The following is a 24,614-nucleotide window of genomic DNA, read 5'->3' as shown; positions in this document are numbered from 1 at the left end:
TATAACTGTCTTTTCTCATTTATTAATTTGGCTTATACTCTTTAGTATGCCTTACGTATTATCTTATGGGCAAGAACAGGAAATCAATAGATTAATTATTCATTTTTGGATACCATTATTATTTTCTGCAATTATATTTTACAGTAATTACTTTTTATTTATTGATCATTTCTTATTTACAAAAAAGATGATTCAATTCGTAGTTTTAAACACTATAATCATAATATCATTTATATTATTAAAAGTAGTAATAGAAGATTCCTTTTTCAATGATTTATTAAAAAGGCGTTCTAATAGTAATAGTGGCCCACCTTTTAAGATGTTTATATATGTGCAAATGTTATCATATATGGCTCCTTTATTATTTTCTATTGTTTTAAAAACTACTAAACAATGGGCTAAAACAGAATCTGAGCGCAAGGAAGCTGCTAATTTTAAGTTGCAGTCAGAGTTACAACATTTGCACTACCAATTGCAACCACATTTCTTTTTCAATTCTTTAAATAACATTTATGCTTTAGTAGATATTTCACCAGAGGAGGCTAAAATATCTATCCACAGGCTAAGTAAGTTAATGCGCTATATGTTATATGAAACAAACGTAGAACTAGTATCTTTATCTAAAGAAATCGATTTTATGAAAAAGTATATCGATTTAATGAAGCTACGGGTTTCTGATAAGACGAAGGTTTCTTATACATTTCCTTCTGCAGAGACTGATATTAAACTAGCTCCTTTATTATTTATTTCATTAATCGAAAATGCATTTAAACATGGTGTTTCAGCAAGTCAGGAAAGTACTATAGACATTAATCTTCATTGTGATGAAACAACTGTTTTGTTTACTATAGAAAACAATAATTTTCCTAAAGAAATAAATGATAAAAGTGGTTCTGGTATTGGACTTTCTAATATAGTTAAACGCTTAGAATTGCTGTATCCACATAAGAGTAGTTTTAAAACGTTTGAAAAAGATAATAGTTTTATTGCGCAATTAGAAATTGAAACAAATTAGAATAGATGAGCAGCTTAAAAGTATCGTGTGTTATTGTAGATGACGAACCGATGGCACTTAACCTAGTAGAAAGCTATGTTGAGAAAACACCATTTTTAGTGCTTAAAAAGAAATGTAGTAGTGGCATTGAGGCGATGACATTTATTAAAGATAATCCTGTAGATTTATTGTTTTTAGACATACAGATGCCAGATTTAACAGGGATAGAGTTTTCTAAAATGTTACCAAAAGGTATACGTGTTATTTTTACCACAGCTTTTGATCAGTATGCATTAGAAGGATTTAAACTAGAAGCGCTCGATTACCTTTTAAAACCTTTTGACTATGCTGAATTTCTCTCAGCAGCAAATAAAGCATATAGTTGGTTCGAATTGGTAAAAGGGAAGCAAAAAAACAGTACCCATCAGGAAAAAGAGTTTCTTTTTGTAAAATCAGAATATAAACAATTAAGGATTAAACTGGCAGATGTTTTATATTTTGAAGGATTCAAGGATTATATTAAAATATGGTTAAAAAATACTGCTAAACCTATTCTCACATTGATGAGTCTAAAATCATTAGAAAATGAACTCCCGGGTACTAAATTTATGCGCATACATCGTTCTTTTATCATATCATTAAAAAATATTGAGGTTATTGAGCGCAATCAGATCATTATAAATAAACAACGTATTACAATTTCAGAACAATACAGACCAAAATTCTTAACATTTATCAATAATAATTCACTTAATTCTTAATCCCTAAGTCTTCACCTCTATATAATATATCAGTTGGTATATACAATATAGGCATCTGTAGATATTCATTGTTTTACCCAGACAGTACTAATATCTTTATACTATAATAATAAATTAAGTTAATGAAATAGAAATAAAAGAAGTCTAATTATTTGAAATCTAAAAAAATGAAAATACATATAAAAACATTCGTTTTATCATCCTTTTTGTTAATAGCAATGTCAATGCAGGTGACCGCACAGACCCGAGAAAAAACGACAAACACTAATAATAGAACAGTAAAAACTACAAGAACGACTGCCACTACATCAAGAACGACCTCAAATAAAAGAGTACCAAGTACAAAAGTCACTTATAAAAAGCCAACTAAAAAAGTGGTATCTGTAAGAACCATACCTAATAAAACTGTCGTTAAGCATAATGGACAGAATTATTATTATGCAAATAATAGGTATTATACGCAATCCAGAGGACGTTACATTGCAATTGCACCAAAGGTAGGTTTTAGAGTACGTGTATTACCACAAAATTATAATAGAGTACGTTTTAATACTCATAATTATTATCATGTGAATGGAATTTTTTATTTACAGGTCAATAATGAATATGAAGTGGTAGACCCTGAAGTTGGTACGATTGTTTATGAACTTCCTAACGAGTACGAAAAGGTTACCATAGATGGACAAATCTATTATGAATATGCGAATATTCTATATGAAAAAGTACAAGTAGATGGGGCAAGAGCTTATGAAGTTGTCGGGATCATTGATATGCAATAAAGAATATTTAGTTTGTTAGTTTGATTGTAAAGGAGGATAATCTATTATGAGTATTCTCCTTTTTATGATCTTATAATCAAATAATAGAATGAGACATATAAAAACCTTTAACTAACCAAATTTCTTGACCAGAAAAATGACAAGTTGTTATAGGTGTCTATGGAAACTCGATAATTACATTTGTATAGAATGCTTTTGAGCTCGTGGAAGCTCAATAATTATTTTTAATTTTTCATCATTTTAATAGGATAAACAGGCTTGTTCTGCCGTCATTTTGTTTTTAAATCGATTGATCACAAATTTTCTTTTACCAGAAGCAAGTAAAGGAATATCCTGTACAAAATCTACGTGTATATCAGCATCTGCTCCCAGATGTTCTCTAAATTCTTCTAGGATGACTCTACTAGCATTAAATTGTGATGTTACATTTAATTTGATACGGTATTTCTTTTCACATTCCTGAATAAATTGATATTGTTTAATGTGAGGATATTTTAAGATATGATATACAAAATAAGGAGACATCATAGTGCCATTTGTATCAAAAATCATATCCATTTTTCGCCCCTCTACTTTGGTGAGTACTGGATATTTTCTTCCGTTTTTTATATGGTAACCCATTTGGCCTATATCACCAGTATCATATCGGATCATGGGCATACAATAATTGTATAAATCCGTAATTACTATACGCCCCAGTTTGCCTGGCTCTACAGGGGTATTGGTATACATACTCAAGATCTCAATATGATAACTAGCACAGTTGATATGAAATTCATCCGATCCTACAGGTTGCTGAGCTAATATTCCATTTTCTACATTAGAATATCTAGAGACTACAGGAGCATCTAAAAATTTTTCTATTTCTTTTTTAGAATGAGTGTTCAGAGTTTCGGATATAGCAATAACAGAATGTACATCTGCAATTGGTCTGGTTGTCTCTGTGTTTTCCAGATGACGTTTCATTTCATCAAGTACAGAAGCATAGCACATGATCCCCTTCGTAGACTTATCTCTTGACATCCTGTTGAGAAGCCCTTCTACATCCTCATGAGATAGTTTTGATACAGGATGTTTATAAATGTTCTTCATCCATGTTATCCATGGCTTGGATGAATTATAGGCATCCCAATGTCTGATGTAATAGAGTTTATGACCGATATCAAAACCAGCTTGTTTCGCAAAATAAATTACGTCAGCAGAATTTCTGTCTCTCTTGTTTTGATTATGGATTAAAGTAAAAGGGGTTCCTGTTGATCCACTTGTATATACAGAGTGATTTTCTTTGTCCTTGAATACTGAAGACTTAAAATCATCGTAATGGTCACGAATCATATTTTTATCAATCACTTTAAAATTTTCTAGTGAGGTGTAGCCAGCAAATTGTTTATAAAACGGAGCGGTCTTAACCGCGTGATTCAACAGTTTTTCAAGGCTTTTAGTCCTTTTGGCATTAGATTCGACAGAGCCGATATTTTCTAAAATCTCTTGAATATCCTGATAGTGATCCTTTACTCTATTTCCTTTTAGTGTATCTAATGACCAAAATAATTTTTTCCTTATATTTTGCAATGCTGTATACATAATCAATATTTTTTTGTTATTAGTACCTGTGATCTGCAATTGAAAACCCTTAACAATAATTATGAAGGTGTGGTATAGATAGGTATGTTTGAAGTTCGTCCACTAGTACCTTTGAGATAATATTCGCCGCGTTCTCTGGTGCGTATAATTTTTGCCGGAGTTCCATGAGCAACTATATATTCAGGAAAATCTTTTGTTACTAAAGAACCAGCTCCAATAATTGTATGCTCTCGTATCATTATGTTTTCTATAATAATTGCCCCTATAGACACTGCAGAAAATGTTCCTAAATAAAAGCCACCACCTATAGATACACCGGGTGCTATACTAGAAAATTCTTCTATAATGCTATCGTGCCCTAGTGATGAATTTGTATTTAGAATGCAAAAATCTTTTATTACAGTATTAGAATTTACGATAGCTCCTGGCATAATAACAGTTCCTTTTCCTATATAAGTATCTTTCCCGATTACTGCTTTTGGGTGAATGGATGTAATAAACCTGAAATCAGGAGCTATCACAGTGATTCTATCGCAAACATTTTTTCTTGTCCAATTATCGCCAATGGCAATAATACCACCGTATAAATTATTTTTTTTTGTCAGATATGGAATCTCAAATTCGTTTCCTAGTATTTCATATCCATTATGTGTTGTACCTTTCTGCTTAAAAGAATCTACAAATCCTACTACATTATATTTGCCTTCTTTTTCAATACAATCCAAAATCACACTTCCATGACCTGAAGCTCCGATGATTATTATATTTTTCATGTCTAAGATGATTTTATTTATTTTATCAAATTATCCCAATGAGTTTTATACTTCAAAAAAAGTAAAAGAGGAAAGAAATTTTAACAAACTAATAGTTTCTAAAACCAGTATGAAAAACATCTATTTTTGATGGTTTTATAAATGATATAGAGATTGTTAAGAGATCCATTGCAAAAGTAGAAGCAATAGCCATATTTGACGTGCACAAAAACGGCAAATACAATGATATTTCCGACGCTGGATAGCACAAAACCGACATCTTAATAGGTTTTACGACAAAAATGAGTATTGAAAGGGAATGGGATACTAATATGAGTATATCTTAAGAATAGATGCCTCCCGTATCATAGAATACAGGGTAGCTTATAACACCCTAATATTAAGACTCAAGAATCAGATTACATGGATTCTGCTTTCTTGATTCTCAATAGTAAAGAGGCCTTGTTGCTGATACCTTGTAGGTTCAGGTAAAGGTAGTTCATCATCTTATTTTAAATTATGATATCAGAAACTAGATTATTCCTTGTAACCACTACGATCCGAAAGTTTAGTTCAAATGATCTGTTAAATTATGATTGGATGGCTAAATAGTGGTAGTCAAAACCTGACAGCTTTCATGCTTAAAAGGAAAGATAATTTCTTAAGTTTTACAATTTTGCCTCTGTTTTTAAAGAACTTACAACGATTTTTATTCTTTTCCACAAAGCTTCGGGCATTAGTGCTGTGTCATAAAATAACCAACCTTTTTCTGATAGGTATAATGTACTGAGTAAGTATTATGTTATTTGTCCATCTAATAAATTAATAATTCGTGATCCATAAGTAGCATTTTTTTCAGAATGTGTTACCTGTATGATCGTCACGCCTTCCTTATTTAATTCTTTAAAAAGTTCCATAATCTCTTCTCCTTGCTTAGAGTTTAGATTACCTGTAGGCTCATCAGCTAGTATTAGTTTTGGTTTAGTGATTAATGCTCTTGCGATGCCTACTAATTGTTGTTGACCTCCACTGAGTTGTGATGGAAAAAGATCTTTTTTGCCCACGATATTAAAACGATCCAGCGTATCTGCTACTAATGCTTTACGCTCTGCAGAACCTACTTTTTTATATAAAAGTGGGGTTTCTATATTTTCATACACAGTAAGCTCATCAATGAGGTGATATGCCTGAAATACAAAACCAATATATTCCTGATATAGGCGTACTCTTTGTTTTTCTTTTAATTTATGAATAGATTCATCAAGAAAGGTATAGGTTCCTTCATTAAAATCATCCAGCATACCAAGGATATGAAGTAAGGTAGATTTTCCAGATCCAGAAGGTCCCATAATAGAGATAAAATCACCTTCTTGTACACTAAGATTAATACCCTTGAGTAAATGGGTTTTATTTCCACCAGACTTTACCCATTTGGAAATATCATTTAATTGTAAAATCATGTTTCTTATTTTTTTGAATTAACTTATTTTTTTATTGTAGCTTATAGTATAGCAGATCGTTCAGCTTTCTCTTTAGTTATCATACTATTTCTGCATATCCTTCCCAAATTTCCTTTGATTGGTTGCTTCAATTATGGAGTAAAACCATCATAATTATTGCATAGATATAAAATCAACAATACTCATTGTATATTGAACACATATCGAAATTAAATAGCTCATCATATTGTTGATTATTAGTTAGTAATTATTTGTTTTTATTATGCAGGTATTCTGCATTGTTTGTAGTTGATAACTAAAGTCATTGCTGTTGTATTTGTTTATGAAATGGTATAACATACGTGTTCGTTTTGAATTGTTAAAGATTGATAGGACTGGATTGATGTTTATTGTTATTCTGTTTTTAAACTTTTAATTGGGTTTGCAATTGCTGTTTTGATTGTTTGAAAACTTATGGTCATTATTGTTAGTGATAATATTCCCAATACAGCAATTACGATTATCCAGAAACTAATTTCAGTTCTGTACTCATAATGCTGTAACCAATTATTCATACAGTAGTATGTGATCGGTATAGCAATACCACAGGCAATTAATACCAATGTTATGAAATCTTTAGATAACATTCCCCAAAGATTGAACACAGAGGCTCCTAATACTTTTCGTACTCCTATTTCTTTGGTACGTCGCTCTGCGATAAAAGAAGCTAGTCCAAATAGTCCCAGACAGCTTATTAAAATAGCTAATACTGTTAAAACTTTAGCCAAGCTAGCAATTCGTTCTTCCGTAATAAATTTTTTGGCATACTCCTCATCTACAAAATCATATTGATAAGGAAGGTTAGTGAAATTATCTTTAAACACCTTTTCAATGATCTTAAGATTAGTACGTGTATCTTGATTGGGATTAAGACGGAGGTTATAAAAACCTCCATATCCATGACCAAAATGATATATTTGTGGGTTTACAGATTCATAAGGAGAATTATTGATAACGTCTTCTACCACGCCTATTATCTTTAATGGGAAGTCTTGTTCACTAGGTTCTGTATGCCTTATATATTTCCCTACAGGATCTTCTAATCCCATATAAGTAATTGCAGTTTCATTAAGAATAACAGCTGTAGAATCGGTAGGAAAATCTCTTGAAAAATTACGTCCTTTAATAAGTCTCATATTAAGTGATGGAACATAATCATAAGACACTCCCGTCTGGGCAAAACTTTCATTAAAACCTTTTGATTTTCCATCCCATTCGTAACCAGATGCATAAAACCATACTTCTGTAGATGGGCTACTAGACCAGGACATTTCTGTAATAGCACCAGAATTAAGGAACTGCATGCGTATCATTTCATATTTTCCAAGAAAATCCTGACTAGATGTAGGTATCTGAATCAATTGAGATTTATTAAAACCTAATGGTCTGTCTTTACTATATTGAATTTGACTCATAACCACAATAGTCCCTATAATCAATGCTAATGATGCAGTAAATTGTATGATAACAAGAATTTTACGAGGAAGTGTAGAAAAACCTCCAATTTTAAAAGTTCCATTAAGCACTTTAATAGGATTAAAGGATGACAAGAATAGGGCGGGATAACTTCCTGAGAGTACTGCTGTGACAGAAATAAATAATATAGAAATCCCCCAGAAAAGGATACTTGTCCAAGGAAATATTACATTTTTTCCAGACAGGGCATTAAAAGCATTTAAGGAAATAAGAGTTAATACGATAGCTACAATAAAAGCACATAAAATTAAAAGAAAAGACTCGCTTAAAAATTGATAAATTAATTGTCTGCGTGTAGAGCCAATAGATTTACGTATCCCAACTTCTAATGCTCGTTTTTGTGAACGTGCTGTAGTTAAATTCATAAAATTGATACAAGCGAGTATTAAAATAATAACACCAATAATTCCAAATAACCAAAGGTTTTCTATTCGACCGCCGGTTTGTATACCATTTTCAAAATTAGACCTGAGGTACCAGTCTTTCATCGGAAACACAAAAAGTCGCGGGTTGAATTTATCACCTCTAGGATCTGTATGTTTTTTAACGTTCTCAATTTTTGTACTCACATCTATTACTTGGGCTTCTTTAGATAATTGTACATATAAATGAAATGAGTTATAATCCCAGTTACTATTCTTGTTTTCAAGCCAACCCCAGCGAGTATTGAGATAATGTTTCCAGGGCATTAAAAAATGTACATCGTGAAAATCATTATTTGAAGGAATATCTTTAAAAACTCCGGTGACAACCATATTATGTTTATTGTCTGATTTAACGACTTTTCCGATCGCACTCTCAGAGCCAAATAATGCACTTGCTGTAGATGAAGACAACATAATGGAATTTGTTTCTTTCAATCCCTTATTATCTCCTTCAATGATTTCCAGATTTAATAGGTCTGGAGCATCAGACTGCATAAAATTTCCTCGGCTAGATAAGGTAATATCTTTATATTTTAAGTATCTGGAATTAGTATTTGAAGACATCACTATATGATCAAAGTAATCTCCAAATCTATCCCGTAATTCAAATTCTAGTGCTAATGGAATAGTTTGATTAGCTTTTGTAACTCCATTGACTGTTTGTCTTTGATGTATCTTGGCAATACGATCATTATGAATAAAATAACTATTATAATTAAGTTCGTCTGCAATCCATAAACCAACAATTAATGTAACAGCCATACCCAGTGCTAGCCCAAAAATATTGATATAAGAATATATTTTATTCTTTCTAATGTTTCTCCACGCTATTTTTAAATAATTCTTAAACATGATTTCTTTTTACTATTCTGTTCTTAAACTTTTTATGGGATTGGCTAAAGCAACTTTAATAGCTTGAAAACTTACCGTAAGTAATGCTATGCCAACAGCAACAAAACCTGCGATTAGAAAAACCCACCAATTAATTTCTATTCTATAGGCATATCCTTGTAACCAATTACTCATAGCTAACCATGCGAGAGGTACAGCTATGGCAATAGCAATCAGAATAAGTTTTAAAAAATCTTTTGATAATAAGGTGACAACTCCTGTAACACTGGCTCCTAGAACTTTTCTAACTCCGATTTCTTTACTACGTTGCTCAGCAGTATATGCTGCTAATCCAAATAAACCAAGACAGGAAATAAGTATTGCCAGTATAGCAAATAGCTTTGATAATTTACCGACTAACATCTCACTCTTAAATTTTTGATCAAATGCATCATCTACAAATTCATATTCAAATGGAAATGCCGGATTGTTTTTTTTCATAACACTTTCTATCTTAGAAAGTACATCGTTTGCAGCAATACCAGGTTTTGTTTTTATATACATAAACCGGGCATGATTATAATGATTAAAAAATAGTACCGGATCACTGGTTCCATACATATCTCCATATAAATAGTCTTTTACAACACCTACTACGGTATAGGTGTCATCCCGTGTAATCGTTTTACCAATTGCACTTCCGGTTCCCATAAGCTTAGCAAAGGATTCCGTAATCAATACATTACTGCTATCTTTTGCTATATTAGTGCTAAAATCTCTTCCTTCTGTGATACGCATCCCAGTAGTTTTTATAAAATCAGAACTTATATATCTAAAAGAGATCAAAACCTCTTCTGTATTAGTACCACCTTGCCAAGTTAACCCAGAACCGTTATTACCACCAGATAATGTTTCAGCATTGGTCAGTGCCATATGATCGATCATACCTGTAGCAAGCAAATCTTGCCGGATAGGATTAAATTTTTCAATCATACTTCCATTAACGGGTAATTGTATTAGATTGTCTTTTTCGAACCCCAGATTACGATTTTTTACATGCTGTACCTGTTGATATACTAAAATAGTACTGATAATGAATACAATGGATACTGTAAATTGACTGATAACTAATCCCTTACGGATTAAAGACGCACTGTTATTAGTTACTTTTATTCCTTTTAGTACATCCACAGGCTTAAAAGAAGAGAGATAAAATGCCGGATAAATACCTGCAAGAAGTCCACAGAGTAAAGTGATTAGTAGTAACGTCCCTATATGAAGTGGATCTGTTAATCCCAATGTTAGATTTTTTTCTATAAGGATATTGAACTGAGGTACTAATATTAATAATAGAAAAACACTTATTAAGGTGGCCAGCGTTGCCATTATTAAAGATTCTGCAATAAACTGAATAATTAACCTTTTTCTGCCGGATCCCATAGCTTTACGGACTCCTACTTCGTTAGCTCTTTTCTCACTTCTGGCGGTAGAGAGGTTCATAAAATTAATACATGCGATCAGTAAAATAATGAGTGCGATAATCGAAAATAGTCTTACATAAGTGATACGCCCACCCACTTTTTTACCACCCTCAAAATTAGATCTTAGGTGCCAATCTTTTATCGTATGTAAAAACGCATAAGTATCTACGTTTTCACTTTTTTGTTCAATTACTTTACGTATTTTGGCATCTACTACTTCAAAATTAGCTTCTGGAGAAAGTTCTACAAAAGTATCTGCAAAATTATTACCATATACTCTTGTCCATTCTTTTCCTTTAGAAAATGTCTCAAAAGGAGCAAGCCAATCAAAATCAAAGGATACATTTTCTGGAAGATTTTCTATGACTCCAGTAATTAAATAATTGGTATCGTTATTGACTCTCAAGGTTTTTCCTACCACTTTAGTGCCTGTTCCATATAACTGTATCGCTGTTTCTTGGGTAAGCACAATAGCTTCTGGATTTATAAATGCATCTTTAGCATTTCCTTCTATAAAAGAAAGACTGAAAATATCAAAAATATCTACATCTGCAAATCTACCTCTTCTGTTAATTGCTTTTTCATTAACAGTAAATAATAGATTTTCACTAGTCGTCCTTGTGGATCGTATAATCTCAGGAATCTCATCTTTTAAATCCTTTGCTAAGGGACCCGGAGTAGAGTAGAAGGTACGCCATACTCCTTCATATACTTGATTGGTAGGTACATAATATACCTGGTCTTGTTTTTCAAACGAATCATTAAAACTCATTTCGTCTTCCACCCACAAAAGAATAAGACTGGCACATACAATACCAATGACCAATCCAAACAGATTTAAAAAACTGTAGGTTTTGTTTTTTACGATATTCCTCCACGCTATTTTAAAATAATTCCTGATCATAAAGTTTATTTTTTTGTACTGTTGAAAAACAGGATAGATTGATGATGAGTATTCTGTTTATTTTTAATTTAATTGCTGGATGGTTGCTTCTCCAATCACAATTCCTTTGTCTATTGCCGGATTTCCCTCAAATGCCACAACAGCTTCGCCAAATGCGGTTATCTTAAGTTGATCAGAAACATTAAACCTGTAACTACCCGCCCCAAAAGCAGTAATTTTAGTATCATTATTATTCACACCTAGTGCATTAATTTTGCTTTCTCCATAGGCAGTAAATTTTTGCTTATTAATGGTTCCTTTTTTTATTTCCAAAAGGCTTTCTCCGTAAATAGTAGCGTGTAAAGTTTTTAATTGTACTTCATTTAGATATACCCTTGATTCTCCAAAGATTTTTAATTGAAATTCTTTTCCATCTAATAAACTTTCACAGACAAAAGTTTGTTCTCCTCGCAGCGAAAGTTCGTTCAGATTTTTGTATGTGATGATTGCTTTCACAATAGTGCCTTTATAAATGGGTGTTTTTTGTTTTGATCCATTTTTGTAAACTGTTTTAGTTTTTGTTTTAGCATCATCTAAATATATTCTGAGCGTTTTATTATGTACTTCTATATTGATTTTATCCATAGGGATTGTAGCTTCTTCTATAAATACCTCTTCTTTAGTCCCTTGTTTAAATGTAACTTGAATATGAGGACTAATAATTATTTTTTGGAAATCGTCTACAATAATAGTTTTGTTTTGTGCGTAACTATTGGCAACGTTGAAAAGAAAAATGATTAAAAATGCTAGTTTTAGAATTCCTGATTCAAGCGCTTTTATTTTTTCTAGACAAGTGTTTTTTTGATGATGGAGTGACATAATTATTTGTATTTTTTGATTATTATTACTATTTAAACAATATTTGTTTAAGAATGAATTATTATTCTGTACGTAAGCTTTTTACTGGATTGGCAATCGCTGCTTTTATGGTTTGCACACTTATGGTAAGGAATGCGATTAATATTGCTACTGCTCCTGACAGAATAAAAAACCACAAACTTAGATTGATTCTATAGGAGTATCCTTGCAACCAATTGTTGAGTAACCAATAAGAAATAGGACTACTTAGAATAAAAGCAATTCCTACTAATTTTATAAAATCTTTACTGAGCATCATTGTTAATGACAAAATACTTGCTCCAACCACTTTGCGAACTCCTATTTCTTTTTTTCGTTGTGTGATGAGTAATAGAGAAATTGCAAATATCCCGATACAGCTTAGTGCAATAGCTATTACTGAACCGGTAGTGATAATCGTGGTCATAATTCGCTCTTTACGAATAGCTCGGTCTAAATTTTCATCCAGAAATGACCCTAAAAATTCTGCATTAGGCTCGATTTTTTTCCAGGCATTCTCTACTACTGACAATGAACCTAAATGATCATTTGATTTAATTTTCACATACGCATAATATACATCCCATTCTGAGTCCATAAAAAAAGTGATCGGTTCTATTTTTTTATTTAGTTTTTCAAAATGATAATCTTTTACAACGCCAATGATTGTATATTTTGTTGAATCTCCCATACTGAAAGTTTTCTGAACTGGATCTTTTTCTGCTATTTCTTTAGCCATTGCTTCATTGATGATTACAGACAAGCTATCATTAGCATATTTTCTATTAAATGTTCTGCCTGATACCAAGGAGAGATCTAACGTTTGTAAATAATCATAATCCACTATGAGCATATTAGTTTTAACACCTCTTTCTTTGTAATCAAACCCTAAAACACTAGTATACCCGCTACCATCTTTACCTAATCCAAAATTATTGTCAGAAGCAGAAATACTTACTGCCTGAGGTGCGTTGCTTAGTTCATTACGAAGTAATTCCAAAGCCAAACGGTTATCTTTTTTTCCATTTAATGGAAAAGAAATTACTTGCTCTTTATTAAACCCCAGATCTTTGGTTCGCATGTAATCTATTTGCTTCCATAGTACGAGTGAACCACTCATTAATAAAATGGCAATACTAAACTGAAAAACCATAAGTGAATCTCTTAGTCGATTCTTGCTTACCATATTTAATTTTCCTTTTAATGATTGCAGTGTGCCTAGTTTACTTAGAATATAAGCAGGGTATCCTCCCGCTAGACATGTAATTATCAAGAATCCAAATAATGCAGATATTAAAAAAGACTGTGTTGTAATATTAGCAAAAGATGCCTCTGTTCTAAAGAGCGTTTTAAAAGGTTTTAGTAAACTACTGGCAAGTAGTAATCCGATACCAATTGAGGATAAAAAAATAAAAATACTTTCACTCCAAAACTGAAAAAATAATTCAGTTTTTCTGGCTCCCATAGTTTTTCTTACCCCAATTTCGCGAAGCCTGTATACACTTGCTCCGATACTCATATTTATAAAGTTGACACTGGCGATAAAAAGGATTAATATAGAAATACTTAAAATAAGATAAGGGTATGTTTTTTTTACTATAAGGTCTCCATTAACAATTTGAACAAAGTTTTTATCAGCAAAATTTGATAATTTGATTTCTTGATATTGATTGTTTTTAGATTTTTGTGCTCCGTCTCTTTTTGCATTTTCTATTTGATCAGCAAAATGTAGATTACTAAATTCTCTGGTATTTTTTTCAAACTGAATAGGCGCAATATTCTCCTGAAGTTTTAGATATACTTCATGATTTTTATTACTCCAATCATTCATCCTAGATGTGTAACTAGTATGGTTTTCAAAATTTACAGCAATATCAAACTCCAGACTACTTTGAAAAGGGATATTATGTAAAATTCCAGCTATAACGAATGGTTCATGTTTCCCATTGACCAAAAGTGTTACCGTTTTTCCTATTACATCCAGAGTACCGAATAACTTCATCGCAGATTTTTCGGTCAGTACAACATTTGATTTTGTTTTTAGCGCATTTGTAATATTTCCCTTTATTTCAGGAAACGAAAACATAGAAAAGAAATCATTATCTACATAAGCTATATCAATTGTGAAATCTTTTTCGCCATAAGAAACTAGTCCGTTTTGTTCTAAATACCTAGAAATAGATTGAACACCAGGAACCTCTTCTCTTAGGGTAGGAGTAAAGGGTACCGCATGAGTAAAGCTAATTTCAGACCCTTTAGCTGTTTGTTCTTTATTAATTACTTGATATATCCTACCTATATCTGTATGAAATTTGTCGTGTGATAGCTCAAATGTAGCGGTCATACTCAGCAGAATAGCAACCGTAAAAGCAATAGAAAGTCCAATTATGTTCAATAAGGTAAAGGCTTTACGTTTCCATAAATTCCTCCAGGCGATTTTGATATAGTTCTTAAACATAAGCATTCGTTTTTTAATTGATGATGATTTTTATTCTGTACGTAAGCTCTTAATGGGGTTGACGACCGCCGCTTTAATACTTTGGTAGCTAACAGTTACAATGGATATAATAATAGCTAAGAAGGAGGCAAAGGCTAGTACAGTCCAACTTATTTCTATCCGATATGAAAAATCTTCTAACCATCTATTCATAACGTACCATCCCAAGGGTACTGCTATCACTATGGCGATACCTACAAGTTTTAGAAAATCTATAGAAAGCTTATACGATATCTGTCTAATACTTGCTCCTAATACTTTTCTAACACCTATTTCTTTAGTACGTTTTTCTGCATTAAACGCAGCCAGACCAAACAAACCAAGGCATGCAATTAAAATAGAGATGGATGTAAAAATCATAAAAACACTGCCTAGTTGTTGTTCTGCTTTATAAGATTCGTTAAAAGATGCATCCATAAAATAGTAGTTAAACGGTTGACCCGGAGCGATTTTATCCCAGATACTTTTGATTTTTGTCACAGAAGAGATATAATCCGTGGTATCTAGTTTTATGGCTAATGCATTAGATTGATTACCCAATACAAGGCTTAACGCACCAATATCTTCTCGTAGTGACTCAAAATGAAAATTCTTTACGACTCCGATAACGGTTAAGTATTCTCTTTGATGATTAGCACCAATACGAGATAGTTTTGTGCCTAATATCTCATGAGCAGGCATTCCTAAAATAGCCAATGCAGATTCATTAATAATTGTACTGGTACTATCCGTCTTAAACTGCTTGTCAAAATTCCTACCTGCAATGATTTCTAAACCTATCGTAGAAATGTAGTCGTGATCCACCCTCCAGTTCTGCATACTTACTGCATTCTCTTGATCAGTAGTTCTGTCTTTATTAAAAGTATTATCACTGCGATTAGAAGGAGTAGGGAAATAACTACTCAGTGTAGCATTATTTACAACACTTAATTGTTGTATTTGCTCTTTAAATGCTTGTCGTTTATTTCCTATAGTATATACATCATCAACAATGAGTACCTGATCCTTCATAAAGCCTAAATCCTTATTTTGAATGAATTTTAATTGCTGAAAAACAACCAGTGTACTTATGATTAATAAAATAGATATTGAAAATTGAAAAACAACTAATAAATTTCTCACACCAAGACCTCCTTTGTTGTTTTTGTTTTCTCCTTTTAATGTTTTGACAAGTGAAAAGTTAGACATAAAAAAAGCTGGATAAGATCCTGAAAAAAGAGCAAGTATAAGAGTGAATATGATGAGGGTTATCCAAAATAAAGGATTAGAATAAGGAAAAGACATGTTTTTATCTGTCAATTCATTAAAAAATGGTAGTCCAACCAGGACAATGATTAATGCGAGTATCAATGATATAAATGAAATCACACCTGATTCTGTTAAAAATTGCTTGATAATACTCAGTTTATCAGATCCCAGTGTTTTTCTAATACCAACTTCTTTAGATCTTTTTAATGATTGTGCGGTAGATAAATTCATGAAATTAACGCTCGCCAATACGATTAGAAATAAGGCAATGAACGAAAGAATATAGATGTTTTGAATAGTGCCATTAGGACTTATTTCTGCTACCCGATTAGAATGCAAGTGAATATCTTTTAATGACATCGTACTGAATTTCATGTAATTTTCAGAAGCATGAAAATCATCTTTAGTAATCCCTGGAAAATAAACCTGAATTGCCGGAATCACATAGTTATTTACAACAGATGCTAACGAGGTATTAAAATCTTCAATATTGGTAGCTGGCTTTAATTTTATAAAAGTTGCAAAATTATTACTTACCCAATTGATCTCCTTTGAATTAGGTAGGCTGGCCATAGACATGAATGTAGTATGATTACGAAGAAAAGAATTTTCTGGCAAGTCATTAATAACTCCTGTAATCGTGTACACATCCTTATTATTTAAGACGAGTGTCTTCCCTAAGGCTTCATTAATTTTAAAGTGTTTTTCTACAGCGGTTTTTGTTAGTACTAAGGAGTTAGGATCTTTTAAAGCGTTTTTTACATCTCCAACTAATAATTCGATACCAAACATATCAAAGAAGGTTGAATCTGCATAGGTGCTATGAAGCTCTTTTACATTTACTTCTGTATTTGTTTCTCTGAGAAGAATACTCCCCCAGGTTCTAAATCTGGTGGCCATCTCTACTTGAGCAAAATCTTGTTGTAAGGTAGAAGCCATAGGTGCAGTTACTACTGCCAATTTATTCTCTTCTCCACCAAATTTTATATCCACATGTACACGATGAATGCGGTCAGCATCTTTAAACATGGTATCAAAATGTAGTTCGTCATAGAGATATAATGAGATGAGTAGACATCCTGCAATACCAAAGGCAAGTCCCACTATATTTAAGAATGTAAAAAATGGTTGCTTTTTTAAATTCCTCCAGGCGATTTTGATATAGTTCTTAAACATAAGTATTCGTTTTTTGATTGGTGATGATTTTATTCTGTGCGTAAGCTTTTTATTGGATTAGATAAGGATGCTTTTAGTGCGTGAAAACTGACTGTTACTAATGCGATGCAGACAGCGGAGCTTCCTGCTAGTAAAAACACCCACCATTGTATGTCAATTTTATATGCAAAATCCTGTAGCCATTGATGCATTGCATACCAGGCTAATGGAGAAGCAATGATGAATGCAATGAATACTAGTTTTAAGAAATCAATAGAGAGCAGGTTCACAATTCCGGATACAGAGGCACCGATTACTTTACGGATGCCTATTTCACGTCTGCGTTGCAGTGTACTGTAAGCAGCTAATCCTAGTAATCCCAAACAGGAAATTAAAATTGCTAATATGGCAAAGGATAGAAATAGATTGCCAAAACGTTCTTCGCTACGATACTGACGATCAAAATACTCATCCAGAAAATAGTAATCAAAAGGAGCACTAGGTAAAATAGACTGCCATTTTTTTTCTATAGATGCAATAGTCCGGGTACTATTCTCAGCATTTACTTTGACAATTAATTTATTATAATGGTTGAGCTCTATCCGCATAGTTAATGGTTGTATCGCTTCTTGTAAGGATGTGTAATGGAAATCTTTGATGACTCCAATAATTTGTCCTTCACGACCCCATTGTTTAAACTTAGCTCCGATAGCTTCGTTGGGGTCATTATATCCTAGCAGTTTTATGGTTTCTTCATTCACTATCATTGCTTCGGTAGAATCTGAAGCAAATTCTTTAGAAAATCCACGTCCTGCTAAAAGTTTTAAATCAAATTGGGATATATAATCATAATCCACAAAGTAAAGGCCTAAGTTAGCAATCTGAAGATCACCCTTTTTATTTTGTATCTCAGAGTATGCAGAAGAATTTCCACCTCCCGGTGTAGCAGATCCCAAGCTAGTAGAAATAACTCCAGGTAGATTATCAATTGCTTGCGCCAGTGTTTCTTGGGATTCTGTAGCATTTGTTTCTAAAATTAGAAGTTGCTCTTTATTAAAACCTAACTCTTGATTACGCATATAATTCATCTGATTATAAATAATAATAGTGCCAATAATTAATGCTATAGATATTGTAAATTGAGTAATAACTAAACTTTTACGTAATAAAACACCTTTAGTTCCTGTAGAGAAATTACCTTTTAATACATTGATAGGTTTAAAAGAAGAGAGAACAAAAGAAGGATATAAACCTGCTACAATTCCTATGGTTAGAGAAAGAAGTAACAGTGTGAAAATATGGAACGGGGTTGAAAAAATACCAGGACTTACTATTTTACCAGCCATGTCATTAAAGAATGGTAACAGGAGGGTGGTTAGTAAGATGGAAACTAAAAAAGCGATCAGACATATAATTATAGACTCACCGATAAATTGTACAGCTAATTGTTGTTTTTCTGCACCTACTACTTTACGTATTCCTACCTCTTTAGCTCGTTCTACAGATCGAGCTGTTGTTAGATTGATAAAATTAATAGAAGCAATGAGTAAAATAAATATAGCAATAATAGAAAAGATATATATATTGGTAATACTTCCACTACCATTTCCTCCTCTGGTTGAGTATAAATAGACATCTTTAAAAGGTTCAATAAACAGGGTAACAAACATTTTATATTCTCTCATTTCATCTCCACTGTTTTTCTCTAAAAAATCTGGAAATTTAGCTTGTAGAAGGTCAGGGTTGGTATTTTCATTCACAAGAATATAAGATGCAGGATCATAATTACCCCAGGCATTATCTAAATCACTATCCTTCTCAAGAACTTGCGTATAGGTAGTTAGAGAAAATATAATATCTGCATTAATATGTGAATTTTCAGGCATATCTTCCATAACTCCAGTCACTGTTGCAATATGACCTTCTTCCATTATTTTTAGTGATTTCCCTATAGGATTTTGATCGCCAAAATATTTCTTTGCAGCGGTTTCTGATAGTACAATACTAAACGGACTCTTTACTACTGTTTTAGGATCACCTTGTATTAGTTTAAAATCAAAAACCCTAAAGAAAGCAGAGTCTACGGCAAATGTAGTAGTCTCTTTAAATTTGATATCATCCTTACGAACTAGCATGCTGACATTCATTATTCTTACAGCAGCTTCAACTTCTGGGAACTGTTTTTCTAAAGTAGGAGCAACAGCCCAAGCAGCTAATGAGGTATCAAAACTATCAGACGGAGTTTTTATATCAGATACGATTCTATAGATTCGATCTTTTTTAGTATGAAATTGATCATAACTGCGCTCAAAATTAACATATAACAGGATCAAAAATCCAGCAGTCATTCCGATCGCTAATCCGATAATATTAATCAAAGAAAACCCTCTGCGTCTCCAAAGATTTCTTAGTGCTATTTTGATATAATTTTTAAACATAATAATTGTTTTTGTGACCCGTCTAATTACTAGATAAATGGTGAGTAGGTGATATTGTTACTTTTTAATTAATTATTGCTATTAGGTTACACTAAAATGTTTTCTGTAACTTTTTTTCCATCAAGCATTCGGATAATACGATGTCCATACTTAGCGTCGTGTTCACTATGAGTTACCATAATGATTGTGGTGCCCTGATCATTTAATTCTGTAAGCATCTGCATTACTTCATTACCATTACTACTATCCAGATTACCGGTAGGTTCATCTGCCAGAATCAATTTTGGTTCATTGATAACAGCTCTTGCTACTGCTACACGCTGCTGTTGTCCACCCGAGAGTTGTTGTGGAAAATGATTACGTCTATGCATTATCTGCATCTTTTCCAGTACAATATCAACTCGTTTTTTTCTTTCAGCTGCTTTAACTCCTGTATAGATAAGGGGTAATTCAACATTTTCAAAAACAGTTAATTCATCAATGAGGTTAAAACTCTGAAAAATAAAACCAATATTATGTTTACGCAGGTTTGCTCTTTTACGCTCATTAAAATCAGTCACATCGATATCATTAAAAATGAAACTACCACCATCAGGATCATCTAATAGCCCTAAAATGTTTAATAATGTTGATTTTCCACAACCAGAGGGTCCCATAATAGCAACAAATTCGCCTTCTTTGATATCAAAAGAAAGTTTGTTTAAGGCAATAGTTTGCACTTCTTCTGTCGCGTAATATTTTTCTAATTCTGTAATCTGTATCATAAGTATTATTCTAAAATTAGTTCTTGTATCTCTTTATAATTATCATAGCTAGAAGTGATTACTTTATCACCAGGTGCTACTCCTTGAAGCACTTCATAATATTCTGTGTTTTGACTTCCTAGCTGAACATCTACTTTATATGCAGATGTTCCGTCTTCACTTACTTTAAAAATCCAATTGCCACCCGTTTGCTGAAAAAATCCTCCTTTTGGTACCAGAATACTCTGTTTCTCATCACTTAATGCAATTCTCATCTGTAAAGATTGCCCTCGCCTGATTCCATCTGGTACTTCTTTTTCAAATTCCATATCCACCTGAAAACGACCGTTGGCAACCTGGGTATACACTTTTTTAATTAGTAACTTATATTCTTTTCCAGCAAGTGTATACATTCCGTACTGGCCTGTATAAATTCTGGAAATATAATATTCATCAATATCTACTCGTACTTTAAAACCACTCAGTACATCAATTTGTCCTAATCGATCTCCTTTATTTTTAGACTCCCCAAATTCTGCATTAAGAGAGGTTAATTGTCCATCAACCGGAGCTCTTACAATAAGGTCTCCTACCTTTTTTCGCATTAATTCTAAAGCACTTTGCGTTCTTGCATACGAGTTTTTTGCCTGACCTAATTCTTGCTTTACCGCGATGGCATCCTCTGTTACTACTTGATTTGCTAATTCGATTCGTTGCTTTTGGTAAGTATAATTATTTTCAGATTCCTCAAACTCCATTCGGGCGATGACTCCTTTTTCGAATAGTTTTTTATTGAGCTTGTATACGCGTTCTGCTTCTATATACGCATTCTCAACGTCCGTTTTTTGATTTAATCGATTAATCGTGTTTTGACGTGCAGCATTTTGTGTCATTTGCATCTGGGTTAATAAGTTATAAACAGATGTCTCCTGATTAATAAGGCTTAGTTCCAGATCTGTATTAGACAAACGAAGAATTGGATCTCCTTTTTTCATGATCGCACCATCTTCTACGAATTTTTCTTCTACTCTACCACCCTCTAGTGCATCCAGATAAATAGTAGTAATTGGAAGTACAACTCCATTAACTGGAATATTTTCCTGAAACGTCCCCTTTTTTATTTCGCTAATAGTAATACGTTCCGAATTTACCTTTAACTTAGAATTTCCGGTTGAGGAAATAAATACAAAGATTAATAATAGTAAAAAGAGTGTGATCCCTATAATAATAGCGATACGTGATGTATTGAATCTCTTTTTCTTAATGGGTACGTCCATAATTATTTTTAGTTTGATAGTTGTATTGTCATTATTGTGCCAAAATCGTAAATGTTTAATAATCAGATTTTTGTGTTTATTGTTGTTTTCTAAAGTGTTCGGTTTTGATACAATTGATGTGCGGTATTGAGACACTTTAGGATGCTATTAAATTAGTATATGATATTTTTTGATCAAGAGGATACTTTTGGTATTATTGTATGGATGCGACTAAAAAATGCCAATATATTAGTAATAGATGATGATACAGATGTGCTAACTGCCATGCGATTATTACTGAAGTCTTCTGTAAAACAAGTAGTTACAGAAAAAAATCCTAACCAAATCCTGTCTTTATTAGGTAGACATTCTTTTGATGTAGTTATTTTGGACATGAATTTTAATGGACTTATCAATACAGGTAATGAAGGAATTTATTGGTTAAAAAAGATAAAAGAGTTGAATGCTAAAGTAGATGTCATCTTAATTACTGCTTATGGAGATATGGATTTAGCAATTAGATCACTTAAGGATGGAGCTTCTGATTTTCTGGTAAAACCTTGGAAAAATGAAAGATTACTTCAGGCGATTCAGGATATACTGGATAAAAAAAGACCTGATATTTCTAAAAAATGGAACCCAAACATTGATGGTACGACCATGGTAGGGGAGAGTACCATTATGGAAGATGTATTTCTTAAAATTAAGAAGGTAGCACCTACAGATGCTAATATTTTAATTCTGGGAGAAAATGGTACAGGAAAGGATTTGATCGCAAGAGCTATTCACGATCATTCATTAAGGAAGAATAAACCTTTTGTAAAGGTGGATGTAGGCGCACTAACAGAGAGTTTATTTGAAAGTGAGTTATTTGGATATAAAAAAGGAGCTTTTACAGGAGCCAGAGAAGACCGTCAGGGTAGATTCGAGGTAGCAGAAGGTGGTACTTTATTTTTAGATGAGATTGGAAATATTAGCTTGCAGCAACAGGCACGATTATTAACGGTACTTCAGAATAGACAAGTAACGCCTCTAGGTGCTAATCAGCCGATCCCTATTGATATTCGTTTAATTTGTGCCACTAATGTTGGTATTTCATCACTTGCAGATGAACGGACTTTTCGTAAAGATTTAATTTATAGAATTAATACTGTAGAAATTATGGTTCCCGCATTAAAGGATCGTGGAGGAGATGTAGTTTTATTAGCAAAACATTTTGTAGAAGTGTATGCAGAAAAGTATATGAAATCAGGGTTAATACTAAACGATGATTTTATAAGTAAATTAAAAACGTATCATTTTCCGGGTAATGTTAGAGAACTTCAATATGCATTAGAGAGAGCAGTTATTATGACAGATGGAGCTACTTTATCAGCAACTGATCTTGTTTTTTCGCCAATTGAAAGAAAAGAAACCACAGTAGAACCCAAAAACCTTAATCTCGAAGCGGTAGAGAAAAATACAATATTAAAAGTAATAGAGAAAAATGGAGGAAATATTTCTAAATCTGCAAAGGAATTAGGAATTACCAGAACTGCCTTATATCGAAGATTGAATAAATATGACCTATAGAAAATATAAAATAGCACTTTTTATTAGGGTCACTGTACTGTTTTTTTGTTTAGTCGCTTTAGCATCTGCCTTTAGTTCCATGTATATATATGGAATCATAGCTGCTGGGGTTGCGACTATTTTTGCATTGAATTATCTCTATACTTACATTATAAAAAGGTTTACCGAAATGGATGACTTTTTTGAGGCGGTAAAATACAGAGATTTTTCACGTTGGTTTAATGAAAAATCAGGCCCTGAAGATTTAAGACAATTGCATAAAGGCTTTAATGAAGTTAATAAAACGATTCAGGAAATTAATTCAAAAAAGGAGACTCAATATATTTATCTTCAGAAAATAGTGGAGATGATCCATACGGGTATTGTAGCTTTTAATATAGAAACAGGAGCTGTTTTATGGATTAATGATACTTTTCAGAAAATATTAAATATACCTACACTACAGAATATTAGCTTTATAAAAAGTAGAAAACCAAAGTTGTATACAGCAATCTTTCAAACTAATCATGTAGAGGGTAATACAATCACCATAGATGTAGATCAAAATAAAATCCAGATACTGATTTCTAGTTCTGTCTTTAAAATTGAAAAAGATGCTTTTAAATTAATTGTACTACAAAATATAGATTCTACACTTAATAAAAATGAATCTGAAGCCTGGAAAAAATTATTGAGTGTAATGACTCATGAGATTATGAATTCTATTGCACCGATTTCATCACTTGCTGAAACGCTTCAATCTAATATACGATTATCTATAGAAAACGGAGAAGAGTATCCTTTAGAAATTAATGACCTCCATACAGGTATAGAAAGTATAAAGCATCGAAGCGAAGGGTTAATGAAATTTGCCAAAACTTATAGAAGCCTTAGTAAAATAACACACCTTAATCTAGGTACAGTAAGTGTAAAAGAACTTTTTGAAAACATTCGACATTTAATGCAACCTTCTTTAGATCGTAAAGATATTTTATTTAATGTAGTAGTTGATGCTTCTTTGGAAATAGAAATTGATAGACATCTTATTGAGCAGGTATTAATTAATTTATTATTGAATGCAATAGAGGCTTGTCAATCTAATACCGAGCCTAAGATTGTATTGTCAGCTCATAAAAGTGTAGAAGGTGATATTTTTATTAAGGTTGCGGATAATGGGAAAGGAATTCCGGATGAAATTGCAGATAAAATTTTTATACCATTTTTTACCACAAAGAAAAATGGTAGTGGTATCGGTTTAAGCCTTAGTAAACAGATTATGTTACTTCACAATGGAACGATTCAAATTCATAGTATTGAAGGTGAAGGAAGTGTACTAAGCTTGGTTTTTTAAAAAACAAACTTGA

Annotated in this window: 16 protein-coding genes; 5 read left to right on the top strand and 11 right to left on the bottom strand. The window is 32.4% G+C overall.

What is annotated here, in order from left to right:
• Nucleotides 1-46: 46 nt before the first annotated feature.
• From ABD816_RS15320 to ABD816_RS15310, 3 genes are all read left to right on the top strand, one after another.
• Nucleotides 47-1,015: a sensor histidine kinase gene (locus tag ABD816_RS15320; RefSeq protein WP_344928876.1), complete on the top strand. Its 969-nt coding sequence runs from the start codon at nucleotides 47-49 to the stop codon at nucleotides 1,013-1,015.
• Between the two features lie 5 nt (nucleotides 1,016-1,020).
• The gene (locus ABD816_RS15315) at nucleotides 1,021-1,755 is read left to right on the top strand and encodes a LytR/AlgR family response regulator transcription factor (RefSeq protein ID WP_344928874.1); all 735 of its coding nucleotides are present in this window, start codon (nucleotides 1,021-1,023) and stop codon (nucleotides 1,753-1,755) included.
• Nucleotides 1,756-1,922: 167 nt separating this feature from the next.
• Nucleotides 1,923-2,534 (top strand): DUF6515 family protein, encoded by a 612-nt coding sequence (locus tag ABD816_RS15310; RefSeq protein ID WP_344928872.1) that lies wholly within the window; start codon nucleotides 1,923-1,925, stop codon nucleotides 2,532-2,534.
• 240 nt (nucleotides 2,535-2,774) lie between these two features.
• On the opposite strand, the gene ABD816_RS15305 is transcribed toward ABD816_RS15310, so the two are convergent.
• The 11 genes from ABD816_RS15305 to ABD816_RS15255 form a co-directional block, all read right to left on the bottom strand.
• On the bottom strand, nucleotides 2,775-4,118 hold the full coding sequence (locus ABD816_RS15305; protein ID WP_344928870.1) for a phenylacetate--CoA ligase family protein: 1,344 nt from the start codon (nucleotides 4,116-4,118) through the stop codon (nucleotides 2,775-2,777).
• Nucleotides 4,119-4,177: 59 nt separating this feature from the next.
• Complete coding sequence (locus ABD816_RS15300; protein WP_344928868.1) at nucleotides 4,178-4,891, bottom strand: acetyltransferase; 714 nt, start codon at nucleotides 4,889-4,891, stop codon at nucleotides 4,178-4,180.
• A gap of 776 nt (nucleotides 4,892-5,667) precedes the next feature.
• Nucleotides 5,668-6,330: an ABC transporter ATP-binding protein gene (locus ABD816_RS15295; RefSeq protein ID WP_344928865.1), complete on the bottom strand. Its 663-nt coding sequence runs from the start codon at nucleotides 6,328-6,330 to the stop codon at nucleotides 5,668-5,670.
• Between the two features lie 392 nt (nucleotides 6,331-6,722).
• Nucleotides 6,723-9,122, bottom strand: coding sequence for an ABC transporter permease (locus ABD816_RS15290; protein ID WP_344928863.1), 2,400 nt, complete (start codon nucleotides 9,120-9,122; stop codon nucleotides 6,723-6,725).
• A gap of 12 nt (nucleotides 9,123-9,134) precedes the next feature.
• The gene (locus ABD816_RS15285; RefSeq protein ID WP_344928861.1) at nucleotides 9,135-11,486 is read right to left on the bottom strand and encodes an ABC transporter permease; all 2,352 of its coding nucleotides are present in this window, start codon (nucleotides 11,484-11,486) and stop codon (nucleotides 9,135-9,137) included.
• 63 nt (nucleotides 11,487-11,549) lie between these two features.
• Nucleotides 11,550-12,344, bottom strand: a complete 795-nt coding sequence (locus tag ABD816_RS15280) for a head GIN domain-containing protein (protein ID WP_344928859.1) — start codon at nucleotides 12,342-12,344, stop codon at nucleotides 11,550-11,552.
• Between the two features lie 61 nt (nucleotides 12,345-12,405).
• Nucleotides 12,406-14,820 (bottom strand): ABC transporter permease, encoded by a 2,415-nt coding sequence (locus ABD816_RS15275; RefSeq protein WP_344928857.1) that lies wholly within the window; start codon nucleotides 14,818-14,820, stop codon nucleotides 12,406-12,408.
• Nucleotides 14,821-14,850: 30 nt separating this feature from the next.
• A complete protein-coding gene (locus ABD816_RS15270) occupies nucleotides 14,851-17,283 on the bottom strand; it encodes an ABC transporter permease (RefSeq protein WP_344928855.1) in 2,433 nt (810 codons plus the stop codon).
• A 29-nt stretch (nucleotides 17,284-17,312) separates the two neighbouring features.
• Complete coding sequence (locus ABD816_RS15265; RefSeq protein ID WP_344928853.1) at nucleotides 17,313-19,700, bottom strand: ABC transporter permease; 2,388 nt, start codon at nucleotides 19,698-19,700, stop codon at nucleotides 17,313-17,315.
• A gap of 86 nt (nucleotides 19,701-19,786) precedes the next feature.
• Nucleotides 19,787-20,464 carry an ABC transporter ATP-binding protein gene (locus ABD816_RS15260; RefSeq protein ID WP_344928851.1) on the bottom strand — a complete coding sequence of 226 codons (678 nt, stop codon included), beginning with the start codon at nucleotides 20,462-20,464 and terminating at the stop codon, nucleotides 19,787-19,789.
• A 5-nt stretch (nucleotides 20,465-20,469) separates the two neighbouring features.
• Complete coding sequence (locus ABD816_RS15255; protein ID WP_344928849.1) at nucleotides 20,470-21,720, bottom strand: efflux RND transporter periplasmic adaptor subunit; 1,251 nt, start codon at nucleotides 21,718-21,720, stop codon at nucleotides 20,470-20,472.
• A gap of 204 nt (nucleotides 21,721-21,924) precedes the next feature.
• Here ABD816_RS15255 and ABD816_RS15250 point away from each other — a divergent pair, with 204 nt between their 5' ends.
• Entirely contained in the window at nucleotides 21,925-23,271 is a 1,347-nt protein-coding gene (locus ABD816_RS15250; protein WP_344928960.1) for a sigma-54-dependent transcriptional regulator, read from the top strand.
• On the top strand, nucleotides 23,261-24,601 hold the full coding sequence (locus ABD816_RS15245; RefSeq protein ID WP_344928847.1) for a sensor histidine kinase: 1,341 nt from the start codon (nucleotides 23,261-23,263) through the stop codon (nucleotides 24,599-24,601). Before ABD816_RS15250 ends, ABD816_RS15245 begins: the two co-directional genes overlap by 11 nt.
• Nucleotides 24,602-24,614 lie beyond the last annotated feature (13 nt).

Source organism: Aquimarina addita, from assembly GCF_039539305.1.
GTDB classification, from domain to species: domain Bacteria; phylum Bacteroidota; class Bacteroidia; order Flavobacteriales; family Flavobacteriaceae; genus Aquimarina; species Aquimarina addita.
The sequence above is the reverse complement of the archived record's forward strand: the minus strand, read 5'-3'. Positions and strand labels throughout refer to the sequence as shown.